Source organism: Pseudomonas sp. GW460-LB5 (genome assembly GCF_059423245.1).
Genome location: NZ_JBWKXT010000025.1, coordinates 64,642 through 80,798, shown reverse-complemented (window position 1 = coordinate 80,798; position 16,157 = coordinate 64,642). Strand labels below are relative to the sequence as shown.

At 60.7% G+C, this 16,157-nt stretch carries 15 protein-coding genes; 7 read left to right on the top strand and 8 right to left on the bottom strand.

What is annotated here, in order from left to right; all coding sequences use genetic code 11:
* On the bottom strand, positions 1 to 389 hold a 389-nt coding region (locus AC07XM_RS16580), incomplete at its 3' end, for a hypothetical protein (RefSeq protein WP_256596946.1).
* Positions 390 to 839: 450 nt separating this feature from the next.
* Between AC07XM_RS16580 and rfaD the strand changes: the two genes are divergently transcribed.
* Complete coding sequence (gene rfaD / locus AC07XM_RS16575) at positions 840 to 1,871, top strand: ADP-glyceromanno-heptose 6-epimerase (RefSeq protein ID WP_102689391.1); 1,032 nt, start codon at positions 840 to 842, stop codon at positions 1,869 to 1,871.
* Positions 1,872 to 1,985: 114 nt separating this feature from the next.
* Here rfaD and AC07XM_RS16570 read toward each other — a convergent pair whose 3' ends face one another.
* The 5 genes from AC07XM_RS16570 to AC07XM_RS16550 form a co-directional block, all read right to left on the bottom strand.
* Positions 1,986 to 4,376, bottom strand: a complete 2,391-nt coding sequence (locus tag AC07XM_RS16570) for a TonB-dependent receptor (RefSeq protein ID WP_172455933.1) — start codon at positions 4,374 to 4,376, stop codon at positions 1,986 to 1,988.
* A 113-nt stretch (positions 4,377 to 4,489) separates the two neighbouring features.
* Positions 4,490 to 5,338 carry a FecR family protein gene (locus tag AC07XM_RS16565; RefSeq protein ID WP_096426069.1) on the bottom strand — a complete coding sequence of 283 codons (849 nt, stop codon included), beginning with the start codon at positions 5,336 to 5,338 and terminating at the stop codon, positions 4,490 to 4,492.
* Positions 5,335 to 5,856: an RNA polymerase sigma factor gene (locus AC07XM_RS16560; RefSeq protein WP_096426959.1), complete on the bottom strand. Its 522-nt coding sequence runs from the start codon at positions 5,854 to 5,856 to the stop codon at positions 5,335 to 5,337. Before AC07XM_RS16560 ends, AC07XM_RS16565 begins: the two co-directional genes overlap by 4 nt.
* 77 nt (positions 5,857 to 5,933) lie before the next feature.
* Positions 5,934 to 7,148, bottom strand: coding sequence for a type II toxin-antitoxin system HipA family toxin (locus tag AC07XM_RS16555; RefSeq protein ID WP_102689392.1), 1,215 nt, complete (start codon positions 7,146 to 7,148; stop codon positions 5,934 to 5,936).
* Positions 7,148 to 7,492 carry a helix-turn-helix domain-containing protein gene (locus tag AC07XM_RS16550; RefSeq protein ID WP_016487142.1) on the bottom strand — a complete coding sequence of 115 codons (345 nt, stop codon included), beginning with the start codon at positions 7,490 to 7,492 and terminating at the stop codon, positions 7,148 to 7,150. The genes AC07XM_RS16555 and AC07XM_RS16550 overlap by 1 nt, the downstream gene beginning before the upstream one ends.
* Positions 7,493 to 7,779: 287 nt before the next feature.
* Between AC07XM_RS16550 and AC07XM_RS16545 the strand changes: the two genes are divergently transcribed.
* Positions 7,780 to 9,381: a mechanosensitive ion channel family protein gene (locus tag AC07XM_RS16545; RefSeq protein WP_256596947.1), complete on the top strand. Its 1,602-nt coding sequence runs from the start codon at positions 7,780 to 7,782 to the stop codon at positions 9,379 to 9,381.
* 18 nt (positions 9,382 to 9,399) lie between these two features.
* On the opposite strand, the gene paaX is transcribed toward AC07XM_RS16545, so the two are convergent.
* Positions 9,400 to 10,323, bottom strand: coding sequence for a phenylacetic acid degradation operon negative regulatory protein PaaX (gene paaX / locus AC07XM_RS16540; protein WP_178086254.1), 924 nt, complete (start codon positions 10,321 to 10,323; stop codon positions 9,400 to 9,402).
* A gap of 77 nt (positions 10,324 to 10,400) precedes the next feature.
* Complete coding sequence (paaY, locus tag AC07XM_RS16535) at positions 10,401 to 11,000, bottom strand: phenylacetic acid degradation protein PaaY (RefSeq protein ID WP_016487145.1); 600 nt, start codon at positions 10,998 to 11,000, stop codon at positions 10,401 to 10,403.
* Positions 11,001 to 11,352: 352 nt separating this feature from the next.
* Here paaY and paaF point away from each other — a divergent pair, with 352 nt between their 5' ends.
* From paaF to pcaF, 5 genes are read left to right on the top strand one after another with little or no spacing between them, the layout of a single operon-like run.
* Positions 11,353 to 12,126: a 2,3-dehydroadipyl-CoA hydratase PaaF gene (gene paaF, locus AC07XM_RS16530; protein WP_102689395.1), complete on the top strand. Its 774-nt coding sequence runs from the start codon at positions 11,353 to 11,355 to the stop codon at positions 12,124 to 12,126.
* Between the two features lie 34 nt (positions 12,127 to 12,160).
* Positions 12,161 to 12,952: a 2-(1,2-epoxy-1,2-dihydrophenyl)acetyl-CoA isomerase PaaG gene (gene paaG / locus AC07XM_RS16525; RefSeq protein ID WP_016487148.1), complete on the top strand. Its 792-nt coding sequence runs from the start codon at positions 12,161 to 12,163 to the stop codon at positions 12,950 to 12,952.
* Positions 12,953 to 12,954: 2 nt separating this feature from the next.
* Positions 12,955 to 14,472, top strand: coding sequence for a 3-hydroxyacyl-CoA dehydrogenase PaaH (gene paaH, locus AC07XM_RS16520; protein ID WP_060517769.1), 1,518 nt, complete (start codon positions 12,955 to 12,957; stop codon positions 14,470 to 14,472).
* Positions 14,465 to 14,905 (top strand): hydroxyphenylacetyl-CoA thioesterase PaaI, encoded by a 441-nt coding sequence (gene paaI, locus AC07XM_RS16515; protein WP_060517770.1) that lies wholly within the window; start codon positions 14,465 to 14,467, stop codon positions 14,903 to 14,905. The genes paaH and paaI overlap by 8 nt, the downstream gene beginning before the upstream one ends.
* Positions 14,898 to 16,118, top strand: coding sequence for a 3-oxoadipyl-CoA thiolase (pcaF, locus tag AC07XM_RS16510; RefSeq protein ID WP_102689396.1), 1,221 nt, complete (start codon positions 14,898 to 14,900; stop codon positions 16,116 to 16,118). The genes paaI and pcaF overlap by 8 nt, the downstream gene beginning before the upstream one ends.
* The last annotated feature ends 39 nt before the right edge of the window (positions 16,119 to 16,157 follow it).

Below are 16,157 nucleotides of genomic sequence, written 5' to 3'. Positions count from 1 at the left end.
GCAGCTGTCTCCAGTAGAGTATGAGAAACGCTATTTCCTGAGCTTGGAGAGTGTCTAGAAAACCAGGGGCGATTCATTGCGTGCTCGAGAACCCTGGCGAACTGAAAAGCTACAGCACTTTGGAAAGCATTGAGGCGAAAGGCTCCATCATCATTCTTGCCGATTTTTTTATGCCTCGGCTTGCCAACGATCCGTTCGATGACCTTCGACGATGCATAGAGCTTGGAGGTCGAGACCATGGCACGGACGTCTTGGAGCGTGAAACCTTCTTTCGCCAGCAAGAAAATGCTGAACTGGCTTAGCTCATCGATTCTGGCTTGAGTCAGATACTCGGTTGGTTTTCGGACCTGGTGGCCTGACGCAGGCATTTGCGCATCATGAGAATCCATAGGGTTCACTTGTGACGTTGGGTGACGGATGAAGACTAGGTCTAGTCAATTCTAGATGGATTCAACGTGCAAGACATAAGGGCTGAAAGCAGCCCCTAGGGCGAGGAAATTTCAAAATTGAGAATTTTAGGGCGAGGCTGTTCTAGATTTCTACGAATTAGGCGTGGGTGCGTGCGAGTTTCGCAAGGAAAGTCTCGAATTTCCGCATTCGCGAGGCCGGTCACACCGTCAGTGGAGCAATAAGGCACACGCATCAATGAGGTATGATTGATTTAACATAATATGCATTATCCGAACATTCGTATTTCGTCACTGCGCCGTGAGTGCCCAGATGTTGAGCTGCACAAATCCCTGATTCATCGAAACCGGTCCTTCCGTTGATCCAGGTTAAGGTTGGTTCAAGTCGCCTTGGTTAAAATGCGGGCTCCGCACCCTCACGGGGAATCTGGCATGACCTTCATCGTAACCGGTGCTGCAGGATTCATCGGCAGCAATCTCGTTCAAGCGCTCAACCAGCGCAACGAAACCGACATCATCGCCGTCGACGACCTGACCGATGGCGACAAATTCCGTAACCTGGCCGACAGTGAAATTGCCGATTACCTGGACAAAGACGATTTTCTCGATCGCTTTGCTCGCGGTGAGTTTGGCAAGGTGCGTGCTGTGCTGCACCAAGGCGCGTGTTCAAGCACCGTCGAGGCTGATGGTCGTTTCATGATGGACAACAACTACCGGTTCAGCCGTGAGTTGCTGGCGTCTGCTCAGCAGCAACAGGTGCCGCTTTTATATGCATCATCGGCAGCTGTCTATGGCGCCGGGCAGGATTTTCGCGAACAACGTGAGTGTGAGCGCCCGCTAAACGTCTATGGCTATTCCAAGTACCTGTTCGATCAACAGGTACGCCGGCATTTGATGACAGCGCGCAGCCAGGTCGTCGGGTTGCGTTATTTCAACGTGTATGGCCCACATGAACAGCACAAAGGTGCGATGGCGTCAGTCGCCCTGCATTGCTTCAATCAGTATCAGTCCCATGGAAAAGTCAGCCTGTTCGGCAGTTATGGGGACTATCCCAGCGGTGGCCATCTGCGTGATTTCGTTGCGGTGGATGATGTGGTCAAGGTCAACATGTTCTTCCTTGATCACCCACAGTTGAGCGGTATCTTCAATGTCGGTAGCGGGCGCGCCCAGTCGTTTAATGACGTCGCCCTGACGGTGATCAATCGGCTGCGCGGGTACCAGCATCAACCCCCATTGTCCTTGGAGATCGCCTTGCTGGAAGGCATTCTGGAATACGGCGAATTCCCTGAGCATTTGCGTGGCAAGTACCAGTGTTACACCTGTGCCGATCTGGAACGCTTGCGCGCTGCAGGCTACGAGGCGGCGACATTGACCGTCGAACAAGGTGTGGGCCTTTACTGTGACAGGTTGCAAGGCACTCAGGCCCCGGCACTTGACCTAGCCAGGCAGGCGACGGCTGCTTGATGCGCCCTTTTATTCACCTCGCCACCTGCCTCTTTGGTTGCTTCTGAATATAACTACGCTAAATGTTCATTTAGTTTAGTTATATTCAGACCGTGCTGAACATGGCCTGCAAGATCACCATCGGTGGGTATAACTCGCTGTGATTACGGCACCGGGCGCTGGCAAGTGGCTGGTGTTGTTGCTGTTCCGCATCAGCTGGCTATAGAGCGGATAATAGTACCGATTGAACAGGTTCTGTACGCCTACGCTGATCTGATCCCCTTCACTCAGTTGGTACTGGCTGATGACGTCCACCGTGGTGTAACCCTCCACCCTGCGTCTGCCAAAACTCTCTACGCCATTGAGGCGGTAGTCCTCTGCGCCAAAGTAAGTCGCCTGCACGCGGTGGGTCCAGTCTTCGTCAGGTTTGTATTGAAGATAAGCCGTCAGCTTCAGCGGTGGAATACGGTAGCCCGTCATGTCTTGCCAATCGCCTCCGTCCGGTTGCTCGCGCCCTTTCATCCAGGTGAAGCTCCCCCCTGCCCCCCAATGCTCGTGTCGGGTCAGCCAGTCGGCACTGCCCTCAACACCGTAGATCCGTTCCTGGGTGCGCGTGAGGATCAGGCCATTGTTGAAGCTTTGCACATCCCCCAATTTGGAAGTGGTATAGAAAATGGCCAGCGATGCCAGGGTCTGCTCGCCCAGGTCGCCGCGCCAGCCGAGTTCGTAGTTGTTGGTCTTGACCGGTTCCAGATTGGAAGATCCGACCTCGAAGTCCCGCCGCGCATTACGCAATTGCACGCCAATGTCGGGCAGTTGGAAGCCTTGGCTGAAGGCGGCATATATCGCCTGTCCGCTGACCGGCGAGTAAGTCAGGCTGATATTGGAAAGCAGCGCATCGTAATGCACCTTGCCGCCTTCCACCGTGGCTGGGCTCGCTGCAGTCGATTCGGACAGCGGCACGAAGTCCCCGTATTTAGCAGTGGCATATTCATAACGCACGCCGCCCTCCATTGACCACTGCTCGGTGAAGCGGTGCTGCAACTGTGCAAATGCGCCTACGCTGCGGGACGTCAGGTCTGGCATGTACGTCAACTTGCCGATCTTGTTGAACACCGCCCCACCGCTCGCATCGAATTCCTGCGGGTCGAAGATATCGATGGGCATGTCGCTGCGCTCCTGGTTGAAGTCGCCACCCCATAACACCTCGGTATCCGAGCCGCCTAACGGGGTTCGCAGCGTGATGCGGCTACCAAAGACTTCACTGTTTTGCATGACTTGATCGACATTGCGCCCGCGGGTGGCCACGCCTCGCGCATCGAATGGTGTGAAGCGGGTGAAATAGTCGCGATAGTAAAACTGGGTGTCGAGTGTGCCTCCGAGCACCTCTGTGTGGGCATACTGAAGGTTCACTAATGTGTTCTTGATCTGGTTTTGCTCGTCGAGTGACAACCCGGACAACGGTTGCGCAGGGACTGAACCCGGCGGCAACCGGCTGACCGAGGGGTCGGCGGTATAGTCACTGTCCTGCTCGGCGGTGTAGTGGCTAAGCGAAAGCTGAACGCGCTGTTGCTCATCAATGCGCCAGCCGAATTTGCCGCCAATGTTGTAAGTGTTGGAATCAAACAGGTCGCCTTGGCTCGGCTCGGGCGCAATACGATGCCCTTTGGCGTCGTAAGAGGCGCCGATATGGCGTGCACCGAAATCAAGCGCGTAATCCAAGGCCCCTTGTGAGCCGGCAACATGGTGCTGTAACTGCCCTCCCAGGCCATCGCTGTCCATCTGGCTCAAGGGCGACACGCCGGTCAACGTAGTTTCGGCCATTGCTTCACCGCCGGCTGGCCGCGTGGTGATAGAGATGATCCCGCCCGTTGCACCGGCGCCGTAGATAGCACTGCTGCCGCGAATCACCTCGATGCGCTCGATCAATGCCGGGTCGATGTTGGCCAGGTTACGCGAGGAGTCACGGTTGGTGTTCAGGGGCACGCCATCGACCAGGACCAGCATCGTACGTCCACGCAGGGTTTGCCCATAATCGGTGATGGTTCGGCTTGAATCGGCCATCCCCGGGATGCTCTTGGCCAGTAACGTCGCCAAACCATCAGAGCCTTGGCGCAGTTGCTTCAGTTGCTCTCGCTCGATGACATTTACCTGGCGAGCCTGCGCTACCACGTTGCTGGAAAGCCGAGAGGACGTGATCTCCACGTTGGCCAGCTCCACCGTACTGCTGGTTGAAGCCAGCCCCCTGCCCATCATGGCATCGTTTGGCGGCACAACAATGAAGGTACGCTCGTCACGCGCCTTGCCGACCAGCCCGCTGTGCTCAAGCACATGCTCCAGCGCCTGCTCCAGTGTGTAACGCCCTTGCAGCGCCGGCGCCTGCTTCCCCGCAGTCAGTTCACTGGAAAACAGCACCTGGGCGCCCGCCTGGCGAGCCACGGCATTCAATGAGCGCTCCAGTGTTGATGCGGGAACATTGAATTCAACCACCACCAACGCTTGTGCGTGCGACCATTGGCTGGCCATCAGGGTGCTGGTCAAGACCGATACGTGCCAAGGTGCACGCAGGAAGAGCTGACTCACTTTTATTCTCCAAGAGATGGGTACAAAGTGATAGCCGCCTCCCAGCGGTCGCAACCCTACCTCGTTGGCGAATTATTTTTTGCCCCTTTGGGGTGAATGCGCAGGTTTGCGCCTTCCCTGGTGACCTTTACCGGAAGAATTTCAGGCAGCAGCGCCAGCAAGGTTTCGGCTTGGTCGCTGTTGAAAACACCTGAAACCGGCAAGCGCCCTACTTCAGGCCCCACCAGCTCGACCGGCTGGGCGTAGTAACGTTGCAGTGCGGCAACGACCTCAACCAGTGGTGTGCCTTCGAACACCCATCGGCTTTGCTGCCATGCAATCGCGTCTTCGACACTGCTCTTGACCACGTCAGCGGGGATGCCGTTGTGGACGAGCAACTGCTGCCCGGCCAGCAGCTGCGAGGTACGGTCCAAGGCGCGCCCTTTGACTTCCACCTGGCCTTGGGCAACAGTCACCCGGACATCATCCGAGTATCTATTGACGTTGAATCGGGTGCCGACCACACGTATAGCGGCAGTGCCTGCATCGACCAGAAACGGCCGATACAGCATGGGCGAAACGGCGAACAGTGCCTGGCCCCGTACCAACTCAATGTTCCGACTACGCAAATGCCAGCTCACGCGCACCTCGCTGCCACCGTCCAGCTTGATCTGGCTGCCATCGGCCAACTGCACCGACTGGCGTTGCCCCACCTGGGTGACATAGTGCTCGTTGCGGTACGCAGGGTTCTGCCACACAGCACCTGCCACCAGGGCCAACACCAGCAACGAGACTGCCTTGGTGCTTTTGCGAGGCTTTCTGGCAGGTGGCGGGCTGGGTAGAGGGAAACGCAGCTTCAAGTCCTCGCGACACGTGGCCAGCGCATCATCGACTGCGGCATCGTCTTTATCGCGGAGACGGCTCACGGTGCCCCCTCGCTTTGCAGATATTCACGGCAAGCGATCATACCAAGGCGCAAATGCTTTTCTACCGTTTTCAGGGAAATGCCCAGGCGCTCTGCGACCTCGGCCTGCGGTATCTGGTGCAACTTGTGCATGATGAATACTGCCTGGCAGCGAGGAGGCAATCGGGAAATGGCGGCAACCAGCTTGTCCAGTGTCTTCGCGGCATCGACCTGGCGCTCCTGTGGTGCTGCACTGCAGGCTACTTCAGGGAGCTCGGCCAGTGTGATGATCACGTTGCCCCGCCGGCGCTCGCGACGACAATGCGAAACCGCATTGTCATGGGCGATCTTGCGTAACAGCGCCAAGGGCTGCCGCACCCCTTCTCGCTCGTCATCCTCCAGCAACTGCACGCAAAGGTCATGAACGACTTCACGCGCGAAGACCCGTTCACCGAAGCGCCGGCGCACATGGTCGACCAAGTCGTCGTAATGACGGATCAGGGTGGCGAGCAATGATGGCTTTGGAGGATCTGCCTGCACGATAGCGTTGAACAGAGAGGAAATGAGATGCAAGTATAAATGGGAATGCATGTCATTTAAAAGCGAAAGACGCTCGCTCAGCTGAGCATCCGCGCCGCACTCGCCGCCTCACACGCCATGCGCAAATCTTCCCCCGCAAGCAACTGCTGGTAATGCGCCTTCAACGCCTGCTCCCACCCCGCCACTTCTTCCAGTAGCTGCTCGGCCTGCTCCCGCGTCAAGGCAAAGTGAGCGTGGTGACTGAGCAGGTTTGCGCGGCTGATCTGGCGGCCTTCACGGCCAACAGCCATGGCCAAGGTCTGGGCCGGCCCTTCTTCGAGCATCGGCAGTACGTCGTACATCGGTGACAGACGCCACCCGCCGGCCACCCAGATCACCGCATGGTTGCGTGGATGGTCGTCAGAGTTCCCCACCAGGGCGTTGTAGCACATGCGCTTGAACAGCTCCTGCAGATCAGCGTCGGGCACACCCCGGCGGCGCATTTCATCGGCTACTGCGGCGTAGCGCCAATCCCGGTGGTGTGCGCCGTTCCATTCCGAGTCCAGCAGGGTCAATGCGCTGAGCATGGGAATGCGCCGGGCGCCCTGTGCAATCGGCGTGCGGTCGAAGCGCTCGATCAGCAAGGTTGAAGGGTTTTCGGCATGCAACGCGGTTTTTGCGACGTTCAAGCCTTGCCCTGCTGCAAAGGTCATGCAGGCATATTCGATCGAGGGCAGGTCGTAGTGATCGAAGCGATCACGGGGTTTGGCCAGAATCAGCATACCGTTGTCCTGCAGCGTACGTTTTGGGCGCGCGCCGCCCAGGGCGGAACGCTGCTGGCGTACGTTGAGGGTTGCCACCGACTCGGCGTCGAGCTGGCCGTCGTACACCGCTTCGCACGCGGCGACGAATTTCGCCAGGCCTTTCAAGGTGGGTACCGCACCATCGCCCAGGCCAGGTGCGGGCGTGGTTGCGCCGCCGGCCATCAGGTTGCCGACGCGGTCGTTGTTCGGTGACTTAAGCAAGAAATCGAGCGTGCCCAGTTCCTGGCCGTACGCCCGATGCAGCAGCCGCTCACCCCAGCCATCAGGCATGGCGTCATTGATGAAGCCGGGTATGCCGCGGTTCTTGGCGATCCCCGTATAGGGCTCGGCACGCAGGGGGTAATTGATCGGGTCGGGTACCCAGCCACCTCGCGCCACATGGTCAGGCGCATAGAGGAACTCACCGACCTTGCCTTTTAGGGTCAGCCGGCCAAGGGTGATGACCTCAGCTGTGTCGGGGTGCTCCATATAGATGTAGGCACGGGACATCAGAATTCCTCAGGCTTGGGTTTTGCCAGCCGCACGCGGCGGGATGCGAGGCGCTGGTGGGCATCGTCGTCATCACTGAAACGGGTGATCTGGGAGGTTTTTTCAATGCCTTCCAGCGAGGCGAAGACCGTGTCGCTGATACCCAGGCGCCATAACACCAGCATGAACGAACGCAGGTCCACGCGCGCGGAGCCGCCTTCGATCTTGCGAAGGTTATGCGCGGAGACGCCGATTGCTACCGTGAGGTCTGTTTGGCGTAAACCGAGCGACAAACGCTTTGCCTTGACCAGAAGCCCTATTTTATTAAGGGTATCGGCGCAGGCGACGGGAAAAAAGTCATCCATAAAGTCAACCAGCACTAATATTAAGTTATATAAGGTAAACCATAGCACGCTTTAAAGGTTTTCACGATCAAGATAACACGCACCACCAGAAGCCTTAAGTGTCATAAAGATCGTTATGGTTAACCTTATATTTGGGTATTTACGGCCTGGTTACCCGTGGACGCGATGCTGGGCAGGCCAGAAACCCGACTATGCTGGAAGCAGCCCAACCTCGGGTCGCAGGGGAGCGAAGCATGAGGATCATGCGTGGATGCAGGCAAGCGTGTTGGCTGGCTCTGGCGCTACAGATGCTGTGCTCAACCCTCCTACATGCAGAGGGCCTGGAGCCTTCAGCGACGCCAGCCGGTGCTGCAACGCCTGAACCTGCAGCGCTGCAAATCATCAACCGCACGGTATTTGTCTTTCGTGCCACCTTGCTGGGTGAAACACCACAGGTTCGAGCCCTTCGGGCCAAGTCGGCCATTGAAGAGGCGTTGCAGGATGAAGATGACCAGGGCATTAGAATCGACTCTATCCTGAACAGTTACCTGGTACTGCTGGGCGATCGCCGCGCGTTCATCGTCACACCGCAGGACGCCGCCGCCAACGATATCACCGCGCGCGAAGCCGCCGAGCTGGCCGCAGAGAACCTGCGCCTGGTGGTCGAGGAAACACGCCAGGCGCGCAGCGTGCGCTTTCTGCTCAATGCTGTCGGCTATTCGGCGGCGGCCACCTTGCTGTTCATGCTTCTGGCCAAGGGCGCGCGAGGTGTGCGGCGCAAGCTTTTGGGGCTGTTGCCCAGACTGATGGGCAAGCACTCCGAGCGTTTCAGGGTGGGTCAAACACCCCTGTTCGACCTGCAGAACCTCTACTACCTGGCCGATCGTTCGCTGTGGCTGGTGTACTGGCTGGTGCTGCTATTGCTCTGCTACCAATGGCTGGGCTTCGTACTGTCGCAGTTCCCCTATACCCGGGCGTGGGGTGAAAGCCTGAATGTCTACCTGATGGCGCTGCTCGGCTACCTGGTCAGCGGTATCCTACACGCCATCCCTGGGCTTGCCGTTGCCCTGTCGATTTTCTTCATTGCCCGCGGTATCAGCGCGTTTTCCAAGCGGGTGCTGCGGCGCATGGCACGGCCGGGCACGTTGAAGTGGCTTACCGAAGAAACCCTGCAGCCCACCATGCGGCTGACGTCATTGGCGATCTGGCTGTTCGCCCTGGTGATGGCCTACCCGTACCTGCCTGGCTCAGGTACCGATGCGTTCAAGGGCCTGTCGGTACTGCTCGGGCTGATGATCTCGCTCGGGGCCACCAGTGTCGTCGGCCAGGCTGCGGCCGGGCTGATTCTCACCTATACAAGGACGCTGCGCGCCGGTGAGTTCGTGCGCGTGGGCGACTACGAAGGCACGGTGACCGAAGTGGGCATATTCACCACCACCATCCGCACCGGCCTTGGCGAGGTGCTCACGCTGCCCAATTCCATGATCACGGGCACCGTGACGAAAAACTACTCACGCATCGTCGAGGGGCCAGGCTATGTGGTCGATACGGTGGTGACCATCGGCTACGACACGGCTTGGCGGCAGGTCGAAGCGATGTTGCTGGAGGCGGCCCGGCGTACCGATGGCGTACTGGCAAAACCCGAACCCCAGGTGTTCCAGACGGCGCTGTCGGATTTTTATCCGGAGTACCGCCTGGTGGCCCAGGCCATTCCGTCGCTGCCCAGGCCACGCGCCCTCCTCCTCAGCCTGCTGCACGCCAATATCCAGGACGTTTTCAACGAGTACGGCGTGCAGATCATGTCGCCCCACTACCTCGGCGACCCGCTGCAGGCCAAGTGGGTGCCAAGGGAGCAGTGGTACGCCGACCCTGCCAAGCCAGAACATCCGCAACCACCCAGCAAGCCTTGAAAGGGAATATCACCGGCTTCAGCCCAAACCACCAAACCGCTTGTAGAAGCTCTCGTTGACATCCGGCAGCGGCCCATCCGCCGTCTCCAGCGCGGTCCCCAGCCACGCTTCGGCCTTGTCCCACACCAGCCGATAGAGGTTACGGCACAACTGGCGAGCAGCCCTGCCTTCCCAGTCCCCAGGCAGCAGCTCATCCGGCAACTGCGGGTCACGCAGCAGCAGCCGGCGGTACTCGTGGATCAACAAGGTCCGTGCCAGGAAGCAGTCCTGGGCATCGAGCTCCTTCTGCTCCTTGAGCGCCTGCCACAGCGGCCGGAACAAGCGGATGAATTCGCTGTAGTGCTCGCCCAGTTCCTGGATCCGCCAGCTCTCCCGCACCTGGGCGCGCATGGCCTTGGAGGCCAGTACTTCCTGGGTGTGGGTTTCGAAGACGATGCTGTCGTCAGTGGCGTCCAGCTCGCGCAAGGTGGTCGCCAGGTCGGCACGATCAGCGCGCGGGCAGCCGAGTACGTTCGGGGCGATGGCGCCGTAGCCTTGCCACTCCAGTTCTTCGCGCACGGCCTTGCGCTTGCTGGCCTCCAGCTGCGACAGCAACACCAGCGTCCAGGCGCCGTCCCAGGCGGGCAGGCTCGCGCTGTAAACGCGCTTGAAGGCTTTTTCGAAACGGCGCCGGCCCGTGCCGGTGAGGCTGTAATAGCTGCGCCGGCCGACTTTTTCGGCGGTCAGCCAGCCTTCCTTGGTGAGGCGAAAGATCGACGTGCGGATCAACCGCTCGTTGATACCTATCGGCTCCAGCAGACTGATCAGGCTACCCAGCCAGACGGTCCCGCCGTGAGGCTCGATGGCATCGCCGTACAGCGTGATGATCAGCGAGCTGGCGCGGATTGGCGTCTGCTCCTGAAAGCGGGTGATCAAATGGTTCAGTGGGGCAAGATTGCTCATGGGCGAACTGTGCGCGGATAAAGCACCGACTATACCTGTGCGGCGGGCCGCCTGGCCAATGCGGGTGGCTGCCAGGCTCATGCGCTTGCCTGGCCTTTGGGCCTGAAGCCGGTGTCTTCCATACGCGGGCGCCCCACTTCTGCCTCGGCCAGCGGCGGGCATTCGACCATGCTGGTCATGCAGCGCTGCGTCAGTTCCTGGTACTGCGCAGTGCCGGCCTGCTTCCAGGCCAGCTCCTGATCGGTCAACGGGCGCTTTACCAGCGCTGGCGAACCCATCACCAGGCTCTGAGCCGCACATTCGAAGCCGGCCTTGACGAAAGCGGTGGCCGCAACGATGCAGCCTGGCGCTACGTGGGCGCCATCCATGACCACTGCGTTCATGCCGATCAAGGCGTCTTCGCCCACGCGGCATCCGTGCAGCACGGCGCCATGGCCGATGTGCCCGTTGCGCTCTACTACGGTGTCACCACCCGGGAAGCCATGCATCACGCAGGTGTCCTGAAGGTTGGCGCCCTCCTCTAGCACGATGCGGCCGAAGTCGCCCCTGAGCGATGCCAAGGGGCCTATGTAGCAACGAGGGCCGACGATGACATCGCCGATCAGTACTGCACTGGGGTGCACGTAGGCGGTCGGGTGAACCACGGGCGTCAGGCCGTCCAGTCGATAGCAAGGCATGCGAACTCCAGAAATGATTTGAAATGGCACCTGATCTTGTATCACAAGGAAATTTCTCGTCAAACGCCATCGCTGTGTATCACTTTATATCTGCTTGGATCGGCAGGCGAAAACACTCGAAAATCAGTTAAAAATCGACATTATACGGTTTAAAAGTCCTTAATCGTAACTATTGAAATAGTTAAAGATCTCATTGAAGAGATACGACATGGCATTTTTGATGTTGATTTTGTGTATCGCATAATGCATATACTGGGCTCACCTGTTCGTGACCCAGCATCACGACCCTGCAAACAATTCCAAGAAATGCCGGCCCCACGATGTGCCGTGCGTGCAGCCAGAGGACCCCGACATGCCGCGATATCTCAATGTGCAGGCGCCGGAAAACGGCGTTCAGCTCATCACCTTGCAACGGCCAGAGGCTCTCAACGCCCTGTGTACCGAGCTACTGGCAGAGCTGGCCACTGCACTGGATACAGCCGCCCAGGATGATCAGACCGCTGCGGTGGTGGTCACTGGCAACCGCAAGGCATTCGCCGCAGGCGCTGACATCCGCGAAATGGCCGAGCGCGACCTGATCGGCATCCTCAACGATCCTCGGGTAGCCCACTGGCAGCGCATCGCCGGCTTTGCCAAGCCGCTGATTGCGGCAGTCAATGGCTATGCCTTGGGCGGTGGTTGCGAGCTGGTGATGTGCGCCGACATCGTTATCGCCGGTACCGACGCCCGTTTCGGCCAGCCGGAGATCAACCTCGGCGTCATCCCCGGCGCTGGTGGCACCCAGCGCCTGTTGCGCGCCGTTGGCAAGCCATTGGCCATGCAGATGGTGCTGACCGGCGAAGCCATTAGCGCCCGTCACGCCCAGCAGGCAGGCCTGGTCAGTGAAGTGACCCAGCCCGAATTCACCGTAGAACGCGCCCTGCATGTGGCCCGCAGCATCGCCGCCAAGGCGCCGCTGGCCGTGCGCCTGGCAAAAGAGGCGCTGCTGAAGGCCGGCGATACAGACCTGGCCAGTGGCCTGCGCTTCGAACGCCATGCATTCACCCTGCTGGCCGGCACCGCCGACCGCGACGAAGGTATCCGGGCCTTCCAGGAAAAGCGCCAGGCCCGTTTCCAAGGCCGCTGATCACCTTTCCCTCGACTGACGGAGCGAGTCTGTCATGACTTTCCAGCACATCCTGTTTTCCATTGAGGACGGCGTCGCCCTCCTCTCCTTGAACCGCCCCGAGCAGCTGAACAGCTTCAACACCGCCATGCACCTGGAAGTACGCGAAGCACTCAAGCAAGTGCGCCAGAGCAGCGATGCGCGGGTGCTGTTGCTGACGGCTGAAGGCCGCGGCTTCTGCGCAGGCCAGGACCTGTCCGACCGTAACGTTGCTCCAGGCGCTGAAATGCCAGACCTGGGCGCTTCAATCGACACGTACTACAACCCGCTGGTACGCACCCTGCGCGACCTGCCACTGCCGGTAATCTGTGCGGTAAACGGTGTTGCCGCCGGGGCCGGCGCGAATATTCCGCTGGCCTGCGACCTGGTACTGGCCGCCCGCTCGGCAAGCTTCATCCAGGCATTTTGCAAAATTGGCCTGGTGCCAGACTCTGGCGGGACCTGGCTGCTGCCGCGCCTGGTCGGCATGGCACGGGCCAAAGCCTTGGCCATGCTGGGCGAACGCCTTGGCGCCGAACAGGCACAGCAATGGGGGCTGATCCATCGCGTGGTTGACGATGCTGCACTGCGTGACGAAGCCCTCACACTGGCCCGCCAGCTCGCCACCCAGCCTACCTACGGCCTGGCGTTGATCAAGCGCAGCCTCAATGCCAGTTTCGACAACGGCTTCGATGAACAACTGGAGCTTGAGCGCGACCTGCAACGCCTGGCCGGGCGCAGCGAGGACTACCGTGAAGGCGTCAGCGCCTTCATCAACAAGCGTACTCCCGCATTCAAGGGGCGCTGAACATGGGCGCACTCGCAAGCAATGTGCCCGTAGCGGTGATCGGTGCCGGTGCCATGGGGGCCGGCATCGCCCAGGTCGCGGCTCAGGCCGGCCACCCGGTAAAGCTTTACGACAACCGCCCAGGGGCCGCTGCCCAGGCAGTGGCCGGTATTGATCGCCAGCTCGCCCGGCTCGTGGAAAAAGGCAAATTGCAGGCTGTCGAGCGTGAAATGATCAGCATCCGCCTGTGCCCGGTCGACACGCTCGACGCGCTGGCCGATGCCGGCTTGGTGATCGAAGCCATCGTCGAGAACCTGCAGGTCAAGCAGGCGCTGTTCAATCAGTTAGAAGCCCTGTGCACAGCAGATTGCATTATTGCCAGCAACACTTCATCGCTGTCCATCACCAGCCTTGCTGCCGGCCTTGAACGCCCGCAGCAGGTGGTGGGGATGCACTTCTTCAACCCCGCACCGCTGATGGCGCTGGTCGAGGTGGTGTCGGGCCTGGCAACTGAACCGGCCGTGGCCGCGTGCATCTACGACACCGCCCAAGCCTGGGGCAAACAGCCGGTGCACACGCGCTCGACACCGGGCTTTATCGTCAACCGTGTGGCGCGGCCTTTCTATGCCGAAAGCCTGCGCCTGTTACAGGAAGGAGCGGCCGATTGCGCCAGCCTTGATGCGCTGCTGCGTGATGCCGGTGGTTTCCGTATGGGTGCGTTCGAGCTTACCGACCTGATCGGCCACGACGTCAACTACGCCGTGACCTGCTCGGTGTTCGACGCATTTTATGGGGACTTCCGCTTCCAGCCTTCACTGGTGCAAAAAGAGCTGGTGGATGCCGGTCGCCTCGGCCGCAAGACAGGCCAAGGCTTCTATAGCTACGCTGAAGGCGCGCAGCGCCCAGTGCCGGCCGAACTGCACAGCCCCGCCAGTGTTGATGCCTGTGTTGTCGAGGGGCATCTGGGGGTGCTGCAGCCACTGGCAGAACGCCTGCGCGATAACGGCATTGCCATCACCCAGCGTGCTGGCAGCGGCGTGATCCAGGTCGGTGATGCCACCCTGGCACTGTCCGATGGCCGCCTCGCCAGCCAGCGCGCCCGTGAAGATGGCCTGCGCAACCTGGTGCTGCTTGATCTTGCGCTGGACTACAGCACCGCCTCACGTATTGCCATCAGCTGGTCGGCCGATACCATCGCAAGCGCTCGTGACCAGGCTGTGGCCCTGCTGCAGCGGGCCGGCCTCAAGGTTACTGCTGTCGCCGACCTGCCCGGCCTGGTGGTGCTGCGCACAGTGGCAATGCTCGCCAACGAAGCTGCCGATGCCGTGTTACAGGGCGTCGGCAGCGCCGCTGACATCGACCTGGCGATGCGCGCCGGTGTCAATTACCCCTGTGGCCCGCTGGCCTGGGCTGCGCACATCGGCATCGCCCACACCTTGCGCGTGCTCGACAACCTGCAGCGCAGCTACGGCGAGAGCCGCTACCGCCCTTCTCTGCTGTTACGCCGTTGTGAGGCCAAAGGAGGCACCCTGCATGACTGAACTCGAACTGGCACAAGCCTGTGCCGACGCCATGTATGCCCGAGATCTGGCCACCCAGGGCCTGGGCATCAGCCTGCTGGATGCCGGCCCGGGCCGGGCAAGCCTGCGCATGCCGGTACGCGCCGACATGATCCAGGGCCACGGCACCTGCCATGGCGGTTTCCTCTTCGCCCTGGCCGACTCGGCGTTTGCGTTCGCCTGTAACAGCTACGACCAGGCCACCGTGGCACTGGGTTGCAGCATCGACTATCTGGCACCGGCGCTGCGCGATGACGTGCTCACCGCCGACGCCAGCGAGGTCAGCCGCAAAGGCCGCACCGGCCTGTACGACGTGCGCATCCACAACCAGCGCGGTGAGCTGGTGGCGATGTTCCATGGCAAATCCTACAAAGTGCGCGGCACCGTGCTGGCGCAGGAGACGCAAGATGACTGAACACACCCTCGCCGATGCCCTGATCATCGACGCCGTGCGCACCCCCATAGGGCGCTATGCCGGGGCTTTGAGCGGCGTACGTGCCGATGACCTCGCCGCCATTCCGCTGAAGGCCTTGATCCAGCGCCACCCCGAGCTGGACTGGAAAGCGGTCGACGACGTGATCTTCGGCTGTGCCAACCAGGCCGGCGAAGACAATCGCAACGTGGCCCACATGGCCACCCTGTTGGCCGGGCTGCCCCCCGAAATACCGGGGACCACGATCAACCGCCTGTGCGGCTCCGGCCTGGACGCCATCGGCAATGCTGCCCGCGCCCTGCGTTGCGGCGAAGCCGGGCTGATGCTGGCTGGCGGCGTTGAGTCGATGTCGCGCGCGCCCTTCGTCATGGGCAAGTCGGAGCAGGCCTTCGGCCGCGCAGCCGAGTTGTTCGACACCACCATCGGTTGGCGCTTCGTCAATCCGCTGATGAAGGCTGCCTACGGCACCGATTCGATGCCGGAAACCGCTGAAAACGTCGCTGAACAGTTTGCTATCTCCCGCGCCGACCAAGATGCCTTCGCGCTGCGCAGCCAGCACAAGGCGGCCGCTGCTCAGGCCCGCGGCCGCCTTGCGCAAGAAATCGTGCCGGTCGAAATCCCCCAGCGCAAAGGCCCGGCCAAAGTGGTCGAGCACGATGAGCATCCGCGCGGCGACACCACGCTGGAACAACTCGCCCGTCTCGGCACCCCGTTCCGTGAAGGGGGTAGCGTCACCGCCGGCAATGCCTCCGGTGTCAACGACGGCGCTTGCGCCCTGTTGCTGGCCAGCAGCACCGCTGCCCGCCGCCATGGCCTGAAGCCCCGCGGCCGTATCGTCGGCATGGCCGTGGCCGGGGTTGAGCCACGGCTGATGGGCATCGGCCCGGTGCCGGCAACCCGAAAGGTACTTGAGCTCACGGGATTGTCACTGGCCGACCTGGACGTCATCGAGCTTAACGAAGCCTTCGCCGCCCAAGGCTTGGCGGTGCTACGCGAGCTAGGCCTGGCCGACGACGACCCCCGGGTCAACCGCAACGGCGGAGCCATTGCGCTGGGCCATCCGCTCGGCATGAGCGGTGCACGCCTGGTAACCACCGCGCTGCACGAACTGGAGGAAACTGCCGGCCGCTATGCCCTGTGCACCATGTGCATTGGCGTTGGCCAGGGCATCGCCATGGTCATAGAACGCCTCTGAGCGGGTCACGCCTTCAGCCTGTTACCGAACCGAACGCAG

Excerpts from the sequence above, each read along its gene's own strand:
- rfaD (WP_102689391.1), top strand. The coding sequence starts at position 840 with ATGACCTTCATCGTAACCGGTGCTGCAGGATTCATCGGCAGCAATCTC.
- AC07XM_RS16570 (WP_172455933.1), bottom strand. The coding sequence starts at position 4,376 with ATGGCCAGCCAATGGTCGCACGCACAAGCGTTGGTGGTGGTTGAATTC.
- AC07XM_RS16555 (WP_102689392.1), bottom strand. The coding sequence starts at position 7,148 with ATGTCCCGTGCCTACATCTATATGGAGCACCCCGACACAGCTGAGGTC.
- AC07XM_RS16550 (WP_016487142.1), bottom strand. The coding sequence starts at position 7,492 with ATGGATGACTTTTTTCCCGTCGCCTGCGCCGATACCCTTAATAAAATA.
- AC07XM_RS16545 (WP_256596947.1), top strand. The coding sequence starts at position 7,780 with ATGCTGTGCTCAACCCTCCTACATGCAGAGGGCCTGGAGCCTTCAGCG.
- paaX (WP_178086254.1), bottom strand. The coding sequence starts at position 10,323 with ATGAGCAATCTTGCCCCACTGAACCATTTGATCACCCGCTTTCAGGAG.
- paaY (WP_016487145.1), bottom strand. The coding sequence starts at position 11,000 with ATGCCTTGCTATCGACTGGACGGCCTGACGCCCGTGGTTCACCCGACC.
- paaF (WP_102689395.1), top strand. The coding sequence starts at position 11,353 with ATGCCGCGATATCTCAATGTGCAGGCGCCGGAAAACGGCGTTCAGCTC.
- paaG (WP_016487148.1), top strand. The coding sequence starts at position 12,161 with ATGACTTTCCAGCACATCCTGTTTTCCATTGAGGACGGCGTCGCCCTC.
- paaH (WP_060517769.1), top strand. The coding sequence starts at position 12,955 with ATGGGCGCACTCGCAAGCAATGTGCCCGTAGCGGTGATCGGTGCCGGT.
- paaI (WP_060517770.1), top strand. The coding sequence starts at position 14,465 with ATGACTGAACTCGAACTGGCACAAGCCTGTGCCGACGCCATGTATGCC.
- pcaF (WP_102689396.1), top strand. The coding sequence starts at position 14,898 with ATGACTGAACACACCCTCGCCGATGCCCTGATCATCGACGCCGTGCGC.